Origin of the sequence: Nocardiopsis dassonvillei (genome assembly GCF_964273065.1) — a bacterium.
Taxonomy (GTDB): Bacteria; Actinomycetota; Actinomycetes; order Streptosporangiales; family Streptosporangiaceae; genus Nocardiopsis; species Nocardiopsis dassonvillei_B.
In genome coordinates, this window is record NZ_OZ186815.1 from 2,495,049 (window position 1) to 2,513,664 (window position 18,616).

Annotated in this window: 14 protein-coding genes; 2 read left to right on the forward strand and 12 right to left on the reverse strand. The window is 73.1% G+C overall.

Annotated features, from left to right (window positions below):
* Window positions 1–177: 177 nt before the first annotated feature.
* From ftsY to ACSUPR_RS11020, 3 genes are all read right to left on the reverse strand, one after another.
* A complete protein-coding gene (gene ftsY, locus ACSUPR_RS11010) occupies window positions 178–1,356 on the reverse strand; it encodes a signal recognition particle-docking protein FtsY (RefSeq protein WP_436891046.1) in 1,179 nt (392 codons plus the stop codon).
* A 99-nt stretch (window positions 1,357–1,455) separates the two neighbouring features.
* Window positions 1,456–2,493, reverse strand: a complete 1,038-nt coding sequence (locus ACSUPR_RS11015) for a FecCD family ABC transporter permease (protein WP_436891047.1) — start codon at window positions 2,491–2,493, stop codon at window positions 1,456–1,458.
* The gene (locus ACSUPR_RS11020; protein ID WP_436891048.1) at window positions 2,493–3,503 is read right to left on the reverse strand and encodes a helical backbone metal receptor; all 1,011 of its coding nucleotides are present in this window, start codon (window positions 3,501–3,503) and stop codon (window positions 2,493–2,495) included. Before ACSUPR_RS11020 ends, ACSUPR_RS11015 begins: the two co-directional genes overlap by 1 nt.
* A gap of 627 nt (window positions 3,504–4,130) precedes the next feature.
* Between ACSUPR_RS11020 and ACSUPR_RS11025 the strand changes: the two genes are divergently transcribed.
* The gene (locus tag ACSUPR_RS11025) at window positions 4,131–6,755 is read left to right on the forward strand and encodes a S8 family serine peptidase (protein WP_436891049.1); all 2,625 of its coding nucleotides are present in this window, start codon (window positions 4,131–4,133) and stop codon (window positions 6,753–6,755) included.
* Window positions 6,756–6,832: 77 nt separating this feature from the next.
* Here the strand turns inward: ACSUPR_RS11025 and smc are convergent, their stop codons facing one another.
* From smc to coaD, 8 genes are all read right to left on the reverse strand, one after another.
* Window positions 6,833–10,378 (reverse strand): chromosome segregation protein SMC, encoded by a 3,546-nt coding sequence (smc, locus tag ACSUPR_RS11030; protein WP_436891050.1) that lies wholly within the window; start codon window positions 10,376–10,378, stop codon window positions 6,833–6,835.
* Between the two features lie 437 nt (window positions 10,379–10,815).
* Complete coding sequence (locus tag ACSUPR_RS11035) at window positions 10,816–11,004, reverse strand: hypothetical protein (RefSeq protein WP_436891051.1); 189 nt, start codon at window positions 11,002–11,004, stop codon at window positions 10,816–10,818.
* Between the two features lie 389 nt (window positions 11,005–11,393).
* Window positions 11,394–11,681 (reverse strand): acylphosphatase, encoded by a 288-nt coding sequence (locus tag ACSUPR_RS11040; RefSeq protein WP_436891052.1) that lies wholly within the window; start codon window positions 11,679–11,681, stop codon window positions 11,394–11,396.
* A 104-nt stretch (window positions 11,682–11,785) separates the two neighbouring features.
* Entirely contained in the window at window positions 11,786–12,646 is an 861-nt protein-coding gene (gene mutM, locus ACSUPR_RS11045; RefSeq protein WP_436891053.1) for a bifunctional DNA-formamidopyrimidine glycosylase/DNA-(apurinic or apyrimidinic site) lyase, read from the reverse strand.
* Between the two features lie 9 nt (window positions 12,647–12,655).
* A complete protein-coding gene (gene rnc / locus ACSUPR_RS11050; protein WP_436891054.1) occupies window positions 12,656–13,381 on the reverse strand; it encodes a ribonuclease III in 726 nt (241 codons plus the stop codon).
* Between the two features lie 360 nt (window positions 13,382–13,741).
* A complete protein-coding gene (gene rpmF / locus ACSUPR_RS11055) occupies window positions 13,742–13,918 on the reverse strand; it encodes a 50S ribosomal protein L32 (RefSeq protein WP_073379826.1) in 177 nt (58 codons plus the stop codon).
* 144 nt (window positions 13,919–14,062) lie between these two features.
* Window positions 14,063–14,641 (reverse strand): YceD family protein, encoded by a 579-nt coding sequence (locus ACSUPR_RS11060; RefSeq protein ID WP_436891055.1) that lies wholly within the window; start codon window positions 14,639–14,641, stop codon window positions 14,063–14,065.
* Window positions 14,642–14,796: 155 nt separating this feature from the next.
* The gene (coaD, locus tag ACSUPR_RS11065; protein WP_436891056.1) at window positions 14,797–15,279 is read right to left on the reverse strand and encodes a pantetheine-phosphate adenylyltransferase; all 483 of its coding nucleotides are present in this window, start codon (window positions 15,277–15,279) and stop codon (window positions 14,797–14,799) included.
* A gap of 173 nt (window positions 15,280–15,452) precedes the next feature.
* Here coaD and rsmD point away from each other — a divergent pair, with 173 nt between their 5' ends.
* Window positions 15,453–16,019, forward strand: a complete 567-nt coding sequence (rsmD, locus tag ACSUPR_RS11070; RefSeq protein WP_436891057.1) for a 16S rRNA (guanine(966)-N(2))-methyltransferase RsmD — start codon at window positions 15,453–15,455, stop codon at window positions 16,017–16,019.
* A 174-nt stretch (window positions 16,020–16,193) separates the two neighbouring features.
* Here the strand turns inward: rsmD and recG are convergent, their stop codons facing one another.
* Entirely contained in the window at window positions 16,194–18,374 is a 2,181-nt protein-coding gene (recG, locus tag ACSUPR_RS11075; RefSeq protein ID WP_436891058.1) for an ATP-dependent DNA helicase RecG, read from the reverse strand.
* Window positions 18,375–18,616 lie beyond the last annotated feature (242 nt).

An 18,616-nucleotide genomic window follows, 5' to 3' on the forward strand; every position in this document is an offset into this window, starting at 1 on the left:
ACGCAGAGCGACATCTCACGGGGATGACGGAGTCATTGCCAGGAAGTCACCACCGCGTGTAACACCGGTATTTCAATTGGATGACGTGGGTCACAGTGCCGGCTGCGGCGCCCCGGAGACGACGGTGGCCGGTCATCCCCGCGGGGATGACCGGCCACCGTGGGACGGGAAGCGCTCCTAGCCGAGGATGGCGTCCACGAAGACCTCGGGGTCGAACGGCGCCAGGTCGTCGGGGCCCTCGCCCAGGCCGACCAGCTTCACCGGCACGCCCAGCTCCCGCTGGACCTGCACGATGATGCCGCCCTTGGCGGTGCCGTCCAGCTTGGTCAGCGCGATGCCGGTCACGTTGACCACCTCGGCGAACACCCGCGCCTGGCGCAGGCCGTTCTGGCCGGTGGTGGCGTCCAGCACCAGCAGGACCTCGTCCACCTGGGACTTCTTCTCCACCACCCGCTTGACCTTGCCGAGCTCGTCCATCAGGCCCGTCTTGGTGTGCAGGCGCCCGGCGGTGTCGATGATGACCGTGTCGGCGCCGTCGGCGATACCCCGCGCCACGGCGTCGAAGGCCACGCTGGCCGGGTCGGCGCCCTCCTCCTTGCGCACGACCGGCGCGCCCACCCGCGAGCCCCAGGTCTGGAGCTGCTCGCTGGCGGCGGCGCGGAAGGTGTCGGCCGCGCCCAGGACGACCGAGCGGCCGTCGCCCACCAGCACCCGGGCCAGCTTGCCCGTGGTGGTGGTCTTCCCCGTGCCGTTGACGCCGACGACCATGATGACCGCGGGGCGGTCGCCGTGCGGGGCGGTGCGCACCCCGCGGTCCGCGTCGGTGCGGATCTGGGCGAGCAGTTCCTCGCGCAGCAGGGCGCGGACCTCGTCCCGGTCGCGGGTCCCCAGCACCTTGACCTTGGTGCGCAGGTTCTCCACGATCTGCGTGGCGGAGGTGACGCCGATGTCGGCGGTGATGAGGGTGTCCTCGATCTCCTCCCAGGCGTCCTCGTCCAGCGAGGAGGAGGACAGGAGGTTGAGCAGCCCCTGGCCCAGGGTGCTCTGCGACCGGGCCAGCCGGGCGCGCAGCCGGACCATGCGCCCGGCCGAGGGCGGGGGCGTCTCCAGCTCGGGTTCGGCGGGGGCGGCGGTCGCCCCCTCCCGCACCGGGGGCGCCTGGGCGGGCGGGAGGACGTCGACGCCCCCGTCCTTCTCCCGGTCCTCCGGGGCGGCCGGCTTCGTCTCCCCGGTGACCTCGGGGGCGGTCTCCTCCTCACCCGGCGCGACCGAACGCCGGGTCCTGACCAGGTAGAAGCCGCCGACGGCCAGGAGCACGACGACGATGGCAAGACCTGCGAGCAAGTAGATTTCCATAGCCCGCCCAGTCTCCCAGAGTGTTCGACGCGATCGCATCACGCCGGGGTGGCGTGCCGGGAACGAACCGGTGTCCGGACGCGGCCCCCGGCGCCGCGCTCAGACGGAGCGGTTGCGCGTGGTCCGCAGGATCAGCACGAAGAACGGCGCCCCCAGGAACGCGGTGACCACCCCGATGGGCAGCTCGGCCGGAGCCACCACGGTGCGCGCGACGATGTCCACGGCGACCAGGAAGGCGGCGCCGACGATCATGGAGACCGGCAGGATCGCCCGGTAGCTCGACCCCACCAGGCGGCGCACGATGTGCGGCACGACGATGCCGACGAACCCGATGAGGCCGCTCACCGACACCGCGGCGGCGGTGGCCAGCGACGCGGCGGAGATCACGACGATGCGCACGACCGCGGGGTCCAGCCCCAGGCTGACGGCCTTGTCGTCGCCCAGCGCGAGCATGTCCAGCAGGTGGCCGCAGACGAGCAGGACGAGCATCCCGGTCACCGCGTAGGGGGCGACCAGGCGCACGTCGTCCCAGCCGCCGCGCCCCAGCCCGCCCAGCAGCCAGGCGTAGATGCGCTGCAACTGGTCGGTGCCCATCTGCTGGACGAAGGTCTGGACCGCGGACAGGAACGAGGACACGGCCACCCCGGCCAGGACGAGCGAGGCGGTGCCGCCTCCGCCCGCGGTGGCGCCGAGCAGGTAGGCGGCGGCGACCCCGAACAGCGCACCGGCGAACGCGGCCACCGGCACCAGCGCCCGCGGCTCGGCACTGATCTGGGCGCCGAAGACGATGACCGCGGTGGCGCCCAGCCCGGCACCGGCGGCGGCGCCCAGCAGGTAGGGATCGGCCAGCGGGTTGCGGAAGACGCCCTGGTAGGCGGCGCCCGCGGTGGCCAGCAGGGCGCCGACGACGGCGCCCATGGCCACGCGGGGCAGGCGGAGCTCGACCAGCAGGGCCGCCTGCCGCTCGGTGAGCGGTGACTCGACGTCGAGCGGCAGGAGGCTCAGCAGGTGCAGGACGATGTCGCCGGCGGACAGGGAGGCCGCTCCCGCGGAGATCCCGAAGAGGACGGCGGCGGCCAGGACCGCCAGACCGCCCGCCCCCCAGCCGAGGGGGGCGCCGACGACACCCCGGGGCACTACTTGTCCGCGTTCTCGAGGACGGCGTCGCCGACGAGACGGGCGAAGTCGACCACGCGCGGTCCCCACCGGGAGGCGATGTCGGCGTCGAGCAGGTAGACGGCGTCGTTCTGCACGGCGGTGACGGTGTCGAAGGCGGGGCGCTCGGCGACGGCCTGCACGGCGGCCTCGTCGCCGTAGGACAGGAAGACCAGGTCGGGGTTCTCCTCGACCACGTACTCCTGCGAGAGCTGCGGGTAGCCCCCGGCGGCGCCGTCCTCGTCGGCCGCGTCGGCGATGTTGACCAGGCCGAACGAGGAGTAGATCTGGCCGACGAAGGTGGAGGAGGTGGCGGCGAAGGGGGTCTCGTCGAGCTCCTGGTAGAAGCTCAGGCCGCTGTCGCCCGCCTCGGCGCAGACCTCCTCGACGACCTCGGTGAACTCGGTCTCGACCCGGGTCGCCTCGGCGTCGGCGTCCTCGCTGTGGCCGGTGGCGTCGCCGAGCAGCCGGATCTGGGCGTAGGTGTCCTCCAGCGTGGCGGCGGCCGGCAGGACCAGGGTGGGGATGTCCACCTCGCCGAGCTGTCCGGCGACCTCGGCGGTGCTGTCGGACATGACGACCAGGTCGGGGTCATACTCGGTGATGGCCTCGACGCTGGGCGTGAACCCGCTCAGGTCGGTGGTGGGGGCCTCGGGCGGGTGGTTGGAGTACTCGTCGGCGGCCTCGACCAGGTCGCCCGCGCCGATGGCGAAGAGCATCTCGGTGTGGCTCGGGGAGAGGGAGACGATCCGCTCGGGGGCGGCCTCCAGGGTGACCTCGCCGGTGAAGTCGGTGAGGGTCACGGGGAAGGTGCCGTCGCCGACGCCGGGGCGGTCCGGGTCGGCCGGGGGCGGCGCGCAGGCCGGGGCGGCGCTCCCGGTGCCCGGCTCGGGGGACTCTGCGGGTTCGGGCTCCTCGCCCGGGCCGCCGCAGGCGGTGAGGGCGAGCGCGGCGCCCAGCAGGACGACGGGAAGTCGGGGTGCGATCCGCACGGTGCTCCTTGTGGAACCGGGGGAAGGGGAGCGGCCTTGGCGGAGGACGGCCTGTCCCTCCCACGAGGACGGGGTCGAACGGCGTCGGCGAGGCGACCCGGCTCGTCCCCGTCGGGCGGGGCTTCACGGTTGCGGGGCAGCGCCGGGTTGGGCGGCCCTTCCGGGCCGCGGTACCGGACTTCGCTCGGTCGACACCGGCCGGTCGGCCCGGGTTCGGGCGGACCGGCTCCTCCACTGTACTGGTGCGCGCCCGGCACGGACCGGCCGGGCGGGGACCGCGCTCACCTGCGGCTTTTTCGGATCTGCCAGAGAAGGGGGACCGGGTACCGGAATCCTGCCCACGGAGGAAACCACACCAAAGGGGAAGATCGCCTGTTTTTCTCACTTTGCGCAACATCCACCACCTGGGAGCGCTTTCACGCTCCGTGTGGCCATATTGAGTCTTAGTGAACATTGACACAGAGATGGCGCACAGCAATGATCTCGTTGCTATGCGCGCCATTTAACCGAGTAAGGACTTGACGCGGTGTATAGCCCCAACCGTGTACTCCCGTACCCCCACGGGCTGTCCCGCCACCATTCCCCCGGCGTCCCGAGGCGCGCACAGAGAAGGGATGTGTTGACAAGGTGGCACCCCACCGTAAACGCCTGGCGTCTCTCGCCGGTCTGACCCTCCTGGCGGGCCTCGTCTCCGCCGCCCCCGCGGGAGCCGACGAGATCTCGGAGCTCGCGCCCCTGCACCCCGTTCCCACCCCCGAGGACGGAGAACTCGTCCACCAGGCGAACGGCCTGTGGTTCATCGAGCTGGAGAGCCCGCCCACCACTCAGGGCACCTCCGCCGCGAAGGTCGACGCCGAACAGGACGAGTTCCGCTCCGAGGCCGGCGAGTACGGCCTGGAGTACGACGAACGCCACTCCTTCACCGACCTGTGGAACGGCTTCTCGGTCGAGATGGACGACGCCCAGGTGAGCACCGCCCGGGAGATCCCCGGGGTCCGGGCGATCTACCCCGTCGTCACCTACGAGATCCCCGAGGCCCGGGAGAGCACCCCCGACCTCGACACGGCCCTGCCCATGACCGGCGCCGACACCGCCCAGAACGAGCTCGGCCTGACCGGCGAGGGCGTCCGGGTCGCCATCATGGACACCGGCGTCGACTACACCCACCCGGACCTGGGCGGCGGCGGCTTCCCCAACGACCGCGTGGTCGCCGGCCACGACTTCGTCGGCGACGACTTCAACGCCCAGGACCCGGACGCGGTCCCGGCGCCCGACGCCGACCCCCAGGACTGCAACGGCCACGGCACCCACGTCGCGGGCATCGTCGGCGCCGAGGGCGAGGTCACCGGTGTGGCCCCCGACGTGGTGTTCGGCGCCTACAAGGTGTTCGGCTGCACCGGCTCCACCACCTCCGACATCATGATCGCGGCCATGGAGCAGGCTCTGGCCGACGACATGGACGTGCTCAACATGAGCATCGGCTCCTCCCACTCCTGGCCGCAGTACCCCACCGCCACCGCCTCCGACAACCTGGTCGACGAGGGCATGGTCGTGGTCGCCTCCATCGGCAACGAGGGCGCGACCGGCCTGTACTCCGCGGGCGCGCCCGGCCTGGGCGAGAACGTCATCGGTGTGGCCTCCTTCGACAACACCCACGTGCGGGCCGCCAGCGCGGTCGCCGACCCCAGCGGCGAGACGATCCCCTACATGGAGATGGACGACGCCCCGGCACCGCCCACCTCGGGCGGCACCGACCCGCTCGCCGTGGCCGGCCGCGCCTGCACCTCCCTCGGTGACGAGGTCGGCGACATGACCGGGCGCACCGCGCTCATCATCCGCGGCAGCTGCACCTTCGCCGAGAAGTACGACGCGGCGGTGGCGGCCGGCGCCACCGGCGTCGTCATCTACAACAACGTCTCCGGCCTGTTCGCGGGCGGCGGCGTCGCCGCGGGCGAGGCCTTCTCCATCGGCGTCTCCGACGCCTCCGGCGCCCACCTGCTGGAGCTGCTGGAGGGCTCCGAGCCGGTCACCCTGTCCTGGACCGACCAGACCGCCACCGTCCCCAACCCGACCGGCGGGCTGATCAGCTCCTTCAGCTCCTACGGCCTGGCCGCCGACCTCACCGTCAAGCCGGACATCGGCGCCCCGGGCGGTCTGATCAACTCGACCTACCCCATGGCCAAGGGCGGATACGCCACCATCAGCGGCACCTCGATGTCGTCGCCGCACGTGGCGGGCGGTGTGGCCCTGCTCCTGCAGGCCCGCCCCGACCTGGACTCCCACGAGGTGCGCACCGTCATCCAGAACAGCGCCGACCCCAAGGCCTGGTGGGGCAACCCCGGCCTCGGCCTCCTGGACAACGTCCACCGCCAGGGCGCGGGCATGCTCGACATCCCCGGCGCGGTGCTGGCCACCACCACGGTCACCCCGGGCAAGCTGTCCCTGGGCGCGACCGAGGGCCCGGCCACGGCGACCGTCACCATCACCAACGACGGTGACGCCGAGGCCGTCTACGAGCTGTCCCACGAGAGCGCGCTGGGCACCCACGGGGACACCTTCGCGCCGAGCTTCAACGACGGCTCCGCCGACGTGGCGTTCGACTCCGACGAGGTGACCGTCGCCGCGGGCGCCTCCGTGGACGTCCGGGTGACCGTGACCCCGCCCGCCCGCGACTACTCGCAGATGATCTACGGCGGGTACGTGGTGGTCTCCCAGGCCGACGGCGAGACCTTCCGGGTCCCCTACGCCGCCTACAACGGGAACTACCAGGAGATCCCGGCGCTGGCCCCGACCGAGTACGGCCTGCCCTGGCTGACCTCGATCACCGACTGCGACGCCTTCTCCGGTCTGGAGTGCGCCTCCGGCGGCTCCTTCGAGAACCGCCCCGAGGGCCACACCTACACCCTGGAGTGGGTGGACGGCCTGCCCGACGCCCCGTACGTCATCGCGCACTTCGACCACCACGTCACCAGGCTGGAAATGGTGATCATCAACGAGCGCACGGGCCGCCCGGTCCACCCGCGCAACAACATCGCGTTGTCGGTCGACCACGTCGGCCGCAACGCCACGCCGACCTCGTTCCACAGCTACGTGTGGGACGGCACCTACGTCGACGCGCACGGCCGCGTCAAGCACGTGAAGAACGGCGGCTACCGGCTGGAGCTGCGCGCCCTCAAGGCGCTCGGCGACGAGTCGAACCCCGACCACTGGGAGACCTGGACCTCCCCGGTCATCACCATCGACCGGGGCTGACCCCTCCCCGCTCCGCGGCCGCCCCCTCTCCGGAGGGGGCGGCCGCCTCGCGTCCGGGGCCCGGCCGGGAGCGGGCGTCAGGCGGGGCGTTCGAGCTTCTGGCTGATGACCTGGGAGATGCCGTCGCCCTGCATGGTGACCCCGTAGAGGGCGTCGGCCGCCTCCATCGTGCGCTTCTGGTGGGTGATCACGATGAGCTGGGAGGACTCCCGCAGCTCCTCGAAGATCACCAGCAGCCGCTGGAGGTTGGTGTCGTCCAGTGCCGCCTCGACCTCGTCCATCACGTAGAAGGGCGAGGGGCGGGCCTTGAAGATCGCCGCCAGGAACGCCACCGCGGTCAGCGAGCGCTCACCGCCCGACAGCAGCGACAGCCGCTTGACCTTCTTGCCGGGAGGGCGGGCCTCCACCTCGATTCCGGTGGTGAGCATGTCGTCGGGGTCCGTGAGCAGCAGCCGCCCCTCACCGCCCGGGAACAGCCGGCCGAAGATCGCCGAGAACTCGCGCTCCACGTCCAGGTAGGCGGAGGCGAACACCTCCTGCACCCGGGCGTCCACCTCCTGGACGATCTCCATCAGGTCGCGCCGGGTCTTCTTGAGGTCCTCCAGCTGGGCGTTGAGGAAGGCGTGCCGCTCCTCCAGTGCGGCGAACTCCTCCAGCGCCAGCGGGTTGATCCTGCCGAGCTGGTTGAGCTGGCGCTCGGCCGCCTTGGCCCGCTTGAGCTGCACCTCGCGCACGTACGGCACCGCGACGCCGTCCTCGCCCGCCTCGGCGGGCGGCGGCACCGGCACGGCCGGTCCGTACTCGGCGACGAGCGTGGGCACGTCCACGCCCATCTCCTCCATCGCCTTGGCCTCCAGCTGCTCCAGGCGCAGGCGGCGCTCGGCACGGGCCATCTCGCCGCTGTGCGCCGAACCGGTGAGCTTCTCCAGGTCCACGGACAGCTCGCGGACGCGGGCGCGCACGGTGCGCAGCTCGGCGTCGCGGGCCTCCTTCTGCGCCTCGGCGGCGGCCCGCTCGGTCTCGGCGGCGGCCAGGGACTCGGCGATGCGCTCCAGCGCCAGGCGGGCACCCTCGGCAACGGCCTCGGCGAGGGTGGCCTGCGCGCCGCGCAGGGCCCGGCGCTGCTCGGCGCGCTCGGCGGCCCGCCGCTCCTCGGCGGCCTGGGCGAGCAGCCGCTCGGCGCGTCCGGCGACGGCGCGGGCGCGCTCCTCGGCGGTGCGCACCGCCAGGCGGCGCTCCATCTCGGCGGCGCGGGCGCGCGAGGCCTGCGCGGCCAGCTCGTCGCGCACCTCCGGGTCGGGGGCCTCCTCCTCCAGGGAGGCGGCCATCTCCTCGGCCTCGGCGAGCCGCTCCTCCAGCCGGGCCAGCTTCTCGGCGTCCTCACCGCGGGCGGCGGCGGCCCGGGCCGCCGCGGCGGCGTACCGTTCGGACTCGGCCTCGGCGGAGCGGGCCTGGCCGCCGAGCTTGCCCAGGCGCTGGGCGGTCTCGTTGCGCTTGCGGTCGCCCTGGCGGCGGCGGGCGGTCAGCTCCTGGACCCGGGCGGACAGCTCGGCGCGCTCGGCCTTGGCGGCGTCCAGCTCCTCGGCGGCGGTGGCGGCCGCGGCGGTGGCGGCCTCCAGCTTCGCGGCGGCCTCGTCGACGGCGGCCTGGACCTCCAGGAGGCTGGGCGCGGCGGCCGAACCGCCGTGGGCCAGTGCCCCGGCCAGGACGTCCCCGTCAGGGGTGACGGCGCGCACGCCGGGCATCTTGGCGACCAGGTCGCGGGCGGCGGACAGGTCGGGGGCCAGCAGCACCCGGTCGAGCAGGGCGGTGACCGGGCCGGACAGGTGCTCGGGGGCGGTGACCGCGTCCACGGCGTAGCGGACCCCGGGCGGGGGCTGGGGCCAGTCCGCGCGCGGGACGGCGGGCACGGCCCCGGCGATGACGATCCCGGCCCGGCCGGCGTCCTCGGCGCGCAGGAGTTCCAGGGCGGCGACGGCGGTGTCGGGGTCGGCGACCGCGACGGCCCCGGCGGCCGCGCCCAGGGCGGCGGCCACGGCGGCCTCCCGGCCGGGCTCCACCTGGACCAGGGATGCCAGCGAGCCGAGCAGGCCGGACAGGTCGGAGCCGAGCAGGGCGGCGGCGCCGTCCTTGCCCGCGAGCCCGAGTTCGAGTGCCTCCTTGCGGGCCGCCAGCGCCGCCCGCTCGCCCTCGGCGGAGCGCTCGGCGTCGCGCAGCCGGTTGAGCTCGGCCTCGACCGCGGCGAGCGCGGCGGCCGCCTCCTCCTGGGCCGCGTCGATCTCGGCGTCGCCCTCGTCGAGGCCGGCGGCCTCCTCGGCGGCCATCTCGTACTCGGCCTGGGCCTGCTCGGCGCGTTCGGCGGCCTGGGCGGCGGCCTCCTCCAGGCGGGTGATCTCCGCCTCTCCGGAGGACAGGCGGCCGCGCAGCCCCTCGACGCTCGCGGACAGGCGGACCAGCTGCTCGCGGCGCTCGGCGGCGGCCCGTCCCGCGGCCTCCAGGCGCTTCTCCTCGCGGTGCAGGGCGTCCTCGGCGGCGCCGCGCTCGGTGACGGCGGTCTCCAGGACCTCGCGTGCCTCGTCCAGCCGGGCGAGCAGCTCCTCCTCCTGGGCGGCCGCCTCCTCGGCCTCCATCTCCAGCTCTTCGGGGTCGCGCCGGTGGGCGGGCTCGTCGCCGACGGCGGCGAGGTTGCGGAAGCGCTCGGAGGCCAGGCCGCGCACGGCGTCCAGCCGCTCGGTGAGCCGGGAGAGGGAGTGGTAGGTCTCGGTGGCGCGGGCCAGGGCGGGGGCGGCCTCGGCGGCCTGCGCGTCCAGCTCGGACTCGCGCTCCTGTGCCTGGGCGAGGGAGGCCTCCACGGCGGCCCGGCGGAGCAGGACCTCCTTCTCGTCGGCCTCCTCCTTGGCGAGCTGCTCGGTGAGGGTGACGATGTCGTCGGCGAGCAGCCGCAGCCGGGAGTCGCGCAGGTCGGCCTGGATGACGGCGGCCCGGCGGGCCAGCTCGGCCTGGCGGCCCAGCGGCTTGAGCTGGCGGCGCAGCTCGGCGGTGAGGTCGGTGACCCGGTCCAGGTTGCCCTGCATCGCGTTGAGCTTGCGGATCGCCTTCTCTTTGCGCTTGCGGTGCTTGAGGATGCCGGCGGCCTCCTCCACGAGGGAGCGGCGCTCCTCGGGGCCGGCGTGCAGGACGGTGTCGAGCTGGCCCTGGCCGACGATGACGTGCATCTCCCGGCCGATGCCGGAGTCGCTGAGCAGGTCCTGGATGTCGAGGAGGCGGCAGGTGTCGCCGTTGATGGCGTACTCCGAGCCGCCGTTGCGGAACATCGTCCGCCTGATGGTGACCTCGGTGTAGTCGATGGGCAGGGCGCCGTCGGAGTTGTCGATGGTGAGGCTGACCTCGGCGCGGCCCAGCGCGGGGCGGGTGGAGGTCCCCGCGAAGATGACGTCCTCCATCTTGCCGCCGCGCAGGGACTTGGCCCCCTGCTCGCCCATCACCCAGGAGAGTGCGTCGACGACGTTGGACTTGCCCGAGCCGTTGGGGCCCACCACACAGGTGATGCCCGGTTCGAAGCGCAGGGTGGTGGCCGACGCGAACGACTTGAAGCCGCGCAGCGTCAGATTCTTCAGATACACCCACACCTCCCGCAGTGGCCACCGAGCGTTCGCGCCGCGTTCCCTGGGGCGGTGACGCGGGTCGACCCGTACAAGGGTGCCACGAAGCGGTGACCGGGGTGCGGTGATCGGCGCGGTGCGGCGGCGGGGGACGCGTCGCCGGGCGGAGCGGCTCCGCCCCGGGCGGCGCGTTCTTCGAACCTCTCCCCCCGGCTTCCGCGGGGGAGAGAAAAGGAGGGGGGATAACCGGCGGACACGGAGGGTTGTGACGGGGTCCGCCGGGTACTAAAGGAAAAGAGGCCGCAATGGAAAAGGAAAGAATGCGGCTGGTGGACTTGTGGACCGGTGGAACTCCACCGGGGGTTCAAGGGACGCCTCAACACTTTCTGCGGCGTCCCCGCCGATGGATTGTGCACGACGTGCGCGAGCCGGTTCGGACCGGTCGCGGAACACGCGGATCAGGCGAGCGCGGGCTCGCGTTCGGTGGCACCGGTGACGTCGCTGACCGCCATGTTGAGCTGGTCGTTGCGCGCCTGGAGCCGGCTGACCTCGTCCTCGAGGTCGCGCACCCGCTTCTGAAGCCGTCGCATCTCCTGGACCATACGAGGGTCGGAGCCGCCGACGTGGCCGAACAGAGCCTTCGCCATGATATGGGTCCTCCACACTGAGTGACCAGTCGTGATTTCGCGCATGCGACACCCCGCGGGATTTCTTTCTCCGTGACGTGCACTTCGGCGTTCACGGATGTTTCTTCCACGCGGGTGGAAGGTTGCGCGGTGTGCCTTCCAGAGTCTCACTAGGCGCGCCACTGGTCAAGATTGGATTACAAACAGTCGGTAACCACCGCGACCCGGAGTGAGAAATCCCGGGCAGGTGACGGCAACGCGATGCGAAAAGGACCACCCCGGCCGGACCGGTGACGTGCGGGAACGCACGGTGATCGTCGACACGCCCCGCGAGACCCTGCCACGAGTCTTCGGTTCCGACCGCCGCGGTCGCGGGGTGCGTCTCGAATCGCGTTACCCATCCAGGATACTCACCGTTCGACGAAACCGGTGAACGTCCCCCCGACCGGACCCCAACGTTCGACCACAGAGTCCACACGTCCGGGTGTTCCGCCGCCCTTGAGGCGTTCAAGAAGCTCCTCGCAGGCTTGGCGGGAGCCCTCCGCGACGACCTCGACACGGCCGTCCGCGAGGTTGGTGGCGGCCCCCACCAGCCCCAGTTCCAGCGCCCGGGACCGCGTCCACCAGCGAAAACCCACACCCTGGACGTGTCCGCGCACCCACGCGGTCAGCCGGACGACCTCGTCGCCGCCGTTCATGACCGTTCCTCTTCCTTACCTTGGGGAGACACTTTCCTCACCGAGTGGTCCCGGGGCCGATCCGGACCCGGAAAACCCCTCCGGCACCACCCGTCACAGCCCGGTCAGGCCGTGCGCGACAGCCGCGGGGGGCGCTGGCAGGCGGGGCAGCTGAACGAGGAGCGGTTCATGAACGACTCCCGCACGATCGGGGTCCCGCACCGGCCGCAGGGCCGGTCCCTGCGCCCGTAGGCGTTGAGGCCCCGGGCGAAGTAGCCGCTCTCGCCGTTGACGTTGACGTACAGCCCGTCGAAGGTGGTGCCGCCCACCTCCAGCGCCTCGGCCATGACCTCGCGCACGTGCCCCAGCAGCGTCTCCGCCTGCGCCCGGGTCAGCCCCCGGGTGCCGCGCCGCCCGTGCAGCCCGGAGCGCCACAGCGCCTCGTCGGCGTAGATGTTGCCCACCCCGCTGATCAGGGTCTGGTCCAGCAGCGCCCGCTTGACCTCGGTGTCCCTGGCGCGCAGCGCCCGTACGAACACCTCCGGGACGAACGCGGGGTCCAGCGGGTCCAGGGCGATGTGGTCCACCGACGCGGGCACGTCCGCGCGCTCCCCCGGCCCGTCCACCATCAGGTGCCCGAACGTGCGCTGGTCGACGAACCTCAGCTCGTTGCCGTCCGACAGCGGGAGCCGCACCCGCAGGTGCCTCTCGTCCGGCTTGCCCTGCGGCTGGACCAGCAGCTGGCCGCTCATCCCCAGGTGGGCCAGGAGCATGGACCCGTCGTCCAGGGCGAGCCACATGTACTTGCCGCGGCGCAGCGCGGCCGTGGGCGTGCGGCCCTCCAGCCGGGCCGCGAAGTCGGCGGGGCCGGGGACGTGCCTGCGCACCGCGCGGGGGTGGAGGACCTCCACCCCCGCGACGGTGCGTCCCACGGCGTGGTCGGCCAGCCCCCGGCGGACGACCTCGACCTCGGGCAACTCGGGCATGGGAGGAACCTACTTCTTTCCGTTGCCGGCGGCCTCGGAGCGGGCCTTGATCGCCTTCCAGGCGGACTCGGCGGCCTGCTGCTCGGCCTCCTTCTTGCTGCGGCCCTCGCCCAGCCCGTAACTCTCCCCCGCGACGCGGACCGTGGCCCGGAACGTCTTCTGGTGGTCGGGACCGGACTCGTCCACGTGGTACTCGGGCACCCCGAGCATCTCCGCCGCCGTCAGCTCCTGGAGGGAGGTCTTCCAGTCCAGGCCCGCTCCCAGCCCGGAGGCGGTCGCGATCAGCGGGTCGAACAGCCGGTGCACGAACTCCGAGGCGGTGTCCAGGCCGCGGTCCAGGTAGACCGCGCCGATGATGGCCTCCAGGGTGTCGGCGAGGATCGACGACTTGTCGCGCCCGCCGGTGCCCTCCTCGCCGCGGCCCAGCCGGATGTAGGCGCCGATGCCCAGGCCGCGGGCCACGTCGGCGAGCGCCCGCATGTTGACCACGGCGGCGCGCAGCTTGGCCAGCTGGCCCTCCGGAAGGTCGGGGTGCTTGCGGAACAGCGTGTCGGTGACGACCAGGCCGAGCACGGAGTCACCGAGGAACTCCAGCCGCTCGTTGGTGGGCAGTCCGCCCTTCTCGTAGGCGTAGGAGCGGTGGGTCAGCGCGCGGACCAGGATCTTGGGGTCGACCTCGACCCCGATGGCCCGGTGGAACGCCTGGGCCTCGGCGGAGGAGAGCTGGGTGGCCACTCTTTTTCACTTCCCTGTTCGGGCACGCCGGGTGGGCGCGCGTGCGCGGTCGCGGACGCACGGCCCGACCAGGGTGCTCGAAAACGAGGTGAACGTCGCGGGAGCCCGGCGCCGGACACGGCGCCCGCTCCCCCGGCGGCCACCACGAACTCGGGAACTCCGGTGCGGTCCGCGGGCCGGCCGTCGCATGGACGGAGGCGGATCGGGGCGGCCCGGGGCCGTCCCTGGATGACACTCTACAAATCCCGGCCCGTCCGCGCCTCCCCCGCAGACCCCGGACAGCGGTCGGGGCGGGCCCGTGGTACGGGCCCGCCCCGGGGGCAGGAGTCGGGTTCGAGGACCCGGAGACCTGTCAATGCGCTACGCCGGGTTGACGACCTGGCGGTTGTTGTAGGTGCCGCAGGTCGGGCAGGCGACGTGGGGCTGCTTGGGGTCACGGCAGCGCGGGCAGTTGACCAGCACCGGGCGCGACGCCTTCCACTGGGAACGGCGGGTCCGGGTGTTGCTCCGCGACATCTTCCGCTTCGGGACGGCCACTTCAATCCTCCTGGGTCACCCCCGCGCGGATCGCGGGAGGTCGCTTATCTGGTCGGCCCCGCGCGCGGCGGGGTGTGCTCCGCAGAACGGGGCGCCCGGCACGGGGCCGGGATCATCCCCGTGGTGCACGGGGAAGGGCTTGGGTCACTCGCCGGGCCGCTCCGCGAGGTTGCGGAGCGCCTCCCACCGGGGGTCGACCCGGTCGCCGTGACCGTGGTCGGGACCCGCGTCGGCGAGTCGGGCACCGCACTCCGAGCACAGGCCCGGACAGTCCGGGTCGCACAGCGGCGAGAGCGGGAGGGCGAGCACGACGGCGTCTCGGACCACGGGTTCGAGGTCGAGCAGGTCGCCCTCTAGATAGTAGTCCTCATCGTCGTCGTCCGCTTCCATGTCCTCCGAGTGCGGGACGCTCTCGTCGGCGGTGTACCGGAACAGCTCCTGGAAACCCGCCTCGAAGTCCTCGGAGAGGGGATCGAGGCAGCGGGAGCACTCGGCCGCGATCTGGCCGCGAACGGTCCCGGTGACCAGCACGCCCTCCATCACCGCTTCCAGCCGCAGGTCGAGCTCCAGCTCACGGCCCTCGGGCACGGAGGCCATCGCGTTCGCGAACGCCTCGGGGACGTTCACGATGCGCTGGACCGTCCGCATCGACCCCGGCTGGCGGCCCAGCGCCTGGGTGTCGACCACGAACGGGTCACGGGGATTGAGACGAGACAGGGTCATCGGGCTTTCACGAGAGTTCCGGGAGCCGGGACGTCCGCCTGAGGCGGCCGTGACCGGCCCGAGCGCACGCCGAAGACGGCGACGCACATGGTCGAACCTGGATTCTACCCATCGCGCCCCCGAGCACCCAAATCAGCCCCGGGAAGGCCTGCTGTTCAGCGCTTCGCGGCGTACTTCTCCCGCAGCCGGTCCCGGACGTAGGGGGTCACGAGGTTGGAGACGTCGCCGTCGTACTGGGCGATCTCGCGGACCAGGCTGGAGGACAGGAAGGAGTACTGCGGGTTCGCCGTCATGAACACCGTCTCCACCCCGGACAGGCGGTAGTTCATCTGGGCGATCTGGAGCTCGTAGTCGAAGTCGCTGACCGAGCGGAGGCTGCGCACGATGGTGTCGATGCCGTTGGCGCGGCAGAAGTCGACGAGGAGCCCGTCGAACTCGGCGACCCCGACGTTGGCGAGGTCCTCGGTCCCCACCCGGAGCATGTCGAGCTTCTCCGGGACGGTGAACAGGCCCCGCTTGTTCACGTTGTTGAGAACAGCGGCGACGACCTCGTCGTACTGCTTGGCCGCCCGGCCGATGATGTCGATGTGACCGTAGGTCACCGGATCGAAGGAACCCGGGCAGACGGCACGGCGCACGGTGGATCGCCCCTTTCGGACGTGGCGTTCGGGTAACCGCGATCGTAGGGGGCGCCCTTCACGTCGATTCGGGCAACTCCCGCTTAGTGACCACTTTCCCCCCATCGGCCGCACCTGCGGAGGAGGCGCGCCGGGGCGTCCGGACGGCGCGGCGCCTTGGCTACGGTGGTGCCATGACGCGCATCATCGCCGGGACGGCCGGGGGGCGCCGCCTCTCCGTACCCGACGGCCGCACCACCCGCCCCACCAGCGACCGGGCCCGCGAGGCCCTGTTCGCCTCCGCCCAGTCCGACCTCGGTCCGCTGACCGGGCTGCGGGTCATGGACCTGTACGCGGGGTCGGGGGCCATCGGCCTGGAGGCCCTGTCCCGGGGCGCCGCGCACGCACTGCTGGTGGAGGCCGACCGCAGGGCCGCCAAGGCGGTGCGGGACAACATCGAGGCGCTGGGCCTGCCCGGCGCGCGCCTGGCCGCCGACCGGGTGGAGCGGGTGGTCGCGCAGGAGGACCCCGGCGAGCCCTACGACCTGGTGGTGGCCGACCCCCCGTACGCGGTCACCGACGCCGAGGTCGCGGGGGTGCTCGCCGACCTGGTCGCCCGCGGGTGGCTCGCCGACGGCGCGCTGGTGGTGGTGGAGCGCTCCAAGCGCGGCGCCGAGCCCGACTGGCCGGCCGGGCTCACCCGCGACCGCAAGCGCGGGTACGGCGAGGCCGTCCTCTGGTACGCCCACCGCACCCCGTAGCCCGCGCGGCGCCGGCGGTGCCCCGCCGCCCCGGAACGGACCCCTCCGGGTGGGGCGTACCCCGACCGCGGTCCACCCGCCGCAGGAACGGGCGCCCCGGGCCGCACCGGCCGGGGCGGTGACGGACCACGGGAGCCGCCCGGGCACCGGCGGGCGGACCGGGGCGGGGCCGGCTCAGGCCTTGTCGAGGTATTCGGCGCGCTCCTCCGGGAGCAGCTCCTCCAGGGCCCTGGCCAGCGGCGGGTGGGCGGTCAGCTCCGGGTCCTCCTCCAGGTAGGAGGCGGCGCGCTCGCGGGCCTCCTCGATGACCTTCTCGTCCTTGAGCAGGGTGAGCAGGCGCAGGCTGGAGCGCCCGGACTGGGCGTCGCCGAGCACGTCGCCCTCGCGGCGCATCCGCAGGTCCTCCTGCGAGAGCTCGAAGCCGTCGGTGGTCGAGGCGACCACGTCGAGCCGCTCCCGGGAGGGCGAGCCCTCCTCGCTCTCGGTGACCAGCAGGCACAGGCCCGGCAGGCTGCCCCGGCCGACCCGGCCGCGCAGCTGGTGCAGCTGGGACACCCCGAACCGGTCGGCGTCCATGATGACCATCACAGTGGCGTTGGGCACGTCCACTCCGACCTCGATGACGGTGGTGGACACCACCACGTCGGTGGTGCCCGCCGAGAAGCGGCCCATCACCGCGTCCTTGTCGTCGGGGGCCATGCGCCCGTGCAGCACCTCCACCTTGAGGTCCGCCAGGGGGCCCTCGGCCAGGCGCGCGGCCACATCCAGCACCGCCAGCGGGGCGCGCTCGCCCTCCTCCCCCCCGCCCTGGGCGTCCTCGGCGGCGTCGCCGTCGCCGATGCGGGGACAGACCACGAACGCCTGCCGGCCGTTGGCCGCCTCCTCGCGGATCCTCTCCCAGGCCCGGGTGAGGAAGTGCGGCTTGTCCCTGGCCGGGACCACGTGGGTGGACACCGGTGCGCGCCCGGCGGGCAGCTGGGTGAGGGCGATCACGTCGAGGTCGCCGTAGACGGTCATGGCGACGGTGCGCGGGATGGGCGTGGCGGTCATCACCAGCACGTGCGGGCGGCCGTCGGCGGCCTTGGCCCGCAGGGCGTCGCGCTGCTCCACACCGAACCGGTGCTGCTCGTCGACCACCACCAGCCCCAGGTCGGCGAAGGACACGTGCTCCTGGAGCAGGGCGTGGGTGCCCACCACGATCCCGGCGGCCCCGGAGGCGGCGTCCAGCAGGGCCTCCCGACGGGCGGCGGCCCCCATGGAGCCGGTGAGCAGGGCGGTGCGGGTGGCCCGCTCGGCCCCGTCGATCTGCCCGGCCCGGCCCAGCGCGCCGAGCATGGCGCCGATGGAGCGGTGGTGCTGCTGGGCCAGCACCTCGGTGGGGGCGAGCAGGACGGCCTGGCCGCCGGAGTCCACGACGCGGAGCATGGCCCGCAGCGCCACGAGGGTCTTGCCCGCGCCCACGTCGCCCTGGAGCAGGCAGTGCATGGGGTGGGAGGAGTCCAGGCGCGCGGCGAGCAGGTCGCCGACCTCGCGCTGGCCGTCGGTGAGGGTGAACGGCAGCTGCGCGTCGAAGGCGTCGAGGATGCCGCCCTCGGCGCCGGGCCGGGGCACCGCGGGCAGGCTCTCGGCGTCGCGGCGCCTGCGGGCCAGCGCCAGTTGCAGGACGAACGCCTCGTCCCACTTCAGGCGGCGGCGGGCGGCGCCGATGTCCTGGTCGCTCTGCGGCCGGTGGATCCTGCGCAGGGCGTCCGCGATGTCCAGGCGGCCGCCGAGCACGGCGGGCGGCAGCGGGTCGGGCAGGTCGTCGACGACCCCCAGGGCGACCTCGACGGCGCGGCCGATGGTCGCCGAGTCCATGCCCTTCACCGCCGGGTAGACGGGGATGAGCTCGTCGGCGTAGGCGCGGGCGCGGTCCACCTCGGAGCCGTCCTCGTCGAGGAGCTCGTACTGGGGGTGGCCGAGCTGGCGGCGGCCCTTGAAGGTGTCGACCCGGCCGGAGAACATGGCGAGCCGGCCGGGGGTGAGCCGGGTCTGGTGGTAGGCGCCCTGGTTGAAGAAGGTGAGGTGCAGCCGCCCGGTGCCGTCGGTGACGACGACCTCCAGCAGGTCCATCCGCCGCCGCCCCTGCCGGGGCGGGACGGTGCGCCGCTTGGCGTCCAGGACGCGGGCCTGCACGGTGACCTGCTCGCCCTCTCGCAGCAGGGCCAGGTCGGTGAGGTCGCCGCGCCGGTCGTAGCGGCGCGGGTAGTAGCGCAGGAGGTCGCCGAGGGTGTGGAGGTCGAGCTTCTCCTCCAGGGCCTTGGCCGTCTTGCCGCGCAGCGGGCCCCGGCCCAGCGGTTCGTCCCAGGTGCTCATGGTCTTCCTCTTCAGGATCGCCGGTCACCGACCACGCTAGTGCCCCGCGCCGACGCTCGGCGGCGGTGCCGGGGACGGGTCGGCGTTCTCCCGGGACCGGGACCGAAGGCAGGGGTGTCCGCCGCCGTCTCCGGCGGCGCTATACTCGTGTGAGTTCATCGTGTTTCCGCCGTGCCCGCGTGGCGGCGGTCGATGGTCCTTCCGGCGGCATCGTGTTCCGCCGGCGCACGCAGGGGGCGTTT

Coding starts and splice junctions, on each gene's coding strand:
- ftsY (WP_436891046.1), bottom strand. CDS start 1,356: ATGGAAATCTACTTGCTCGCAGGTCTTGCCATCGTCGTCGTGCTCCTG.
- ACSUPR_RS11035 (WP_436891051.1), bottom strand. CDS start 11,004: ATGGCGAAGGCTCTGTTCGGCCACGTCGGCGGCTCCGACCCTCGTATG.
- ACSUPR_RS11060 (WP_436891055.1), bottom strand. CDS start 14,641: ATGACCCTGTCTCGTCTCAATCCCCGTGACCCGTTCGTGGTCGACACC.
- rsmD (WP_436891057.1), top strand. CDS start 15,453: ATGACGCGCATCATCGCCGGGACGGCCGGGGGGCGCCGCCTCTCCGTA.
- recG (WP_436891058.1), bottom strand. CDS start 18,374: ATGAGCACCTGGGACGAACCGCTGGGCCGGGGCCCGCTGCGCGGCAAG.
- mutM (WP_436891053.1), bottom strand. CDS start 12,646: ATGCCCGAGTTGCCCGAGGTCGAGGTCGTCCGCCGGGGGCTGGCCGAC.
- ACSUPR_RS11040 (WP_436891052.1), bottom strand. CDS start 11,681: ATGAACGGCGGCGACGAGGTCGTCCGGCTGACCGCGTGGGTGCGCGGA.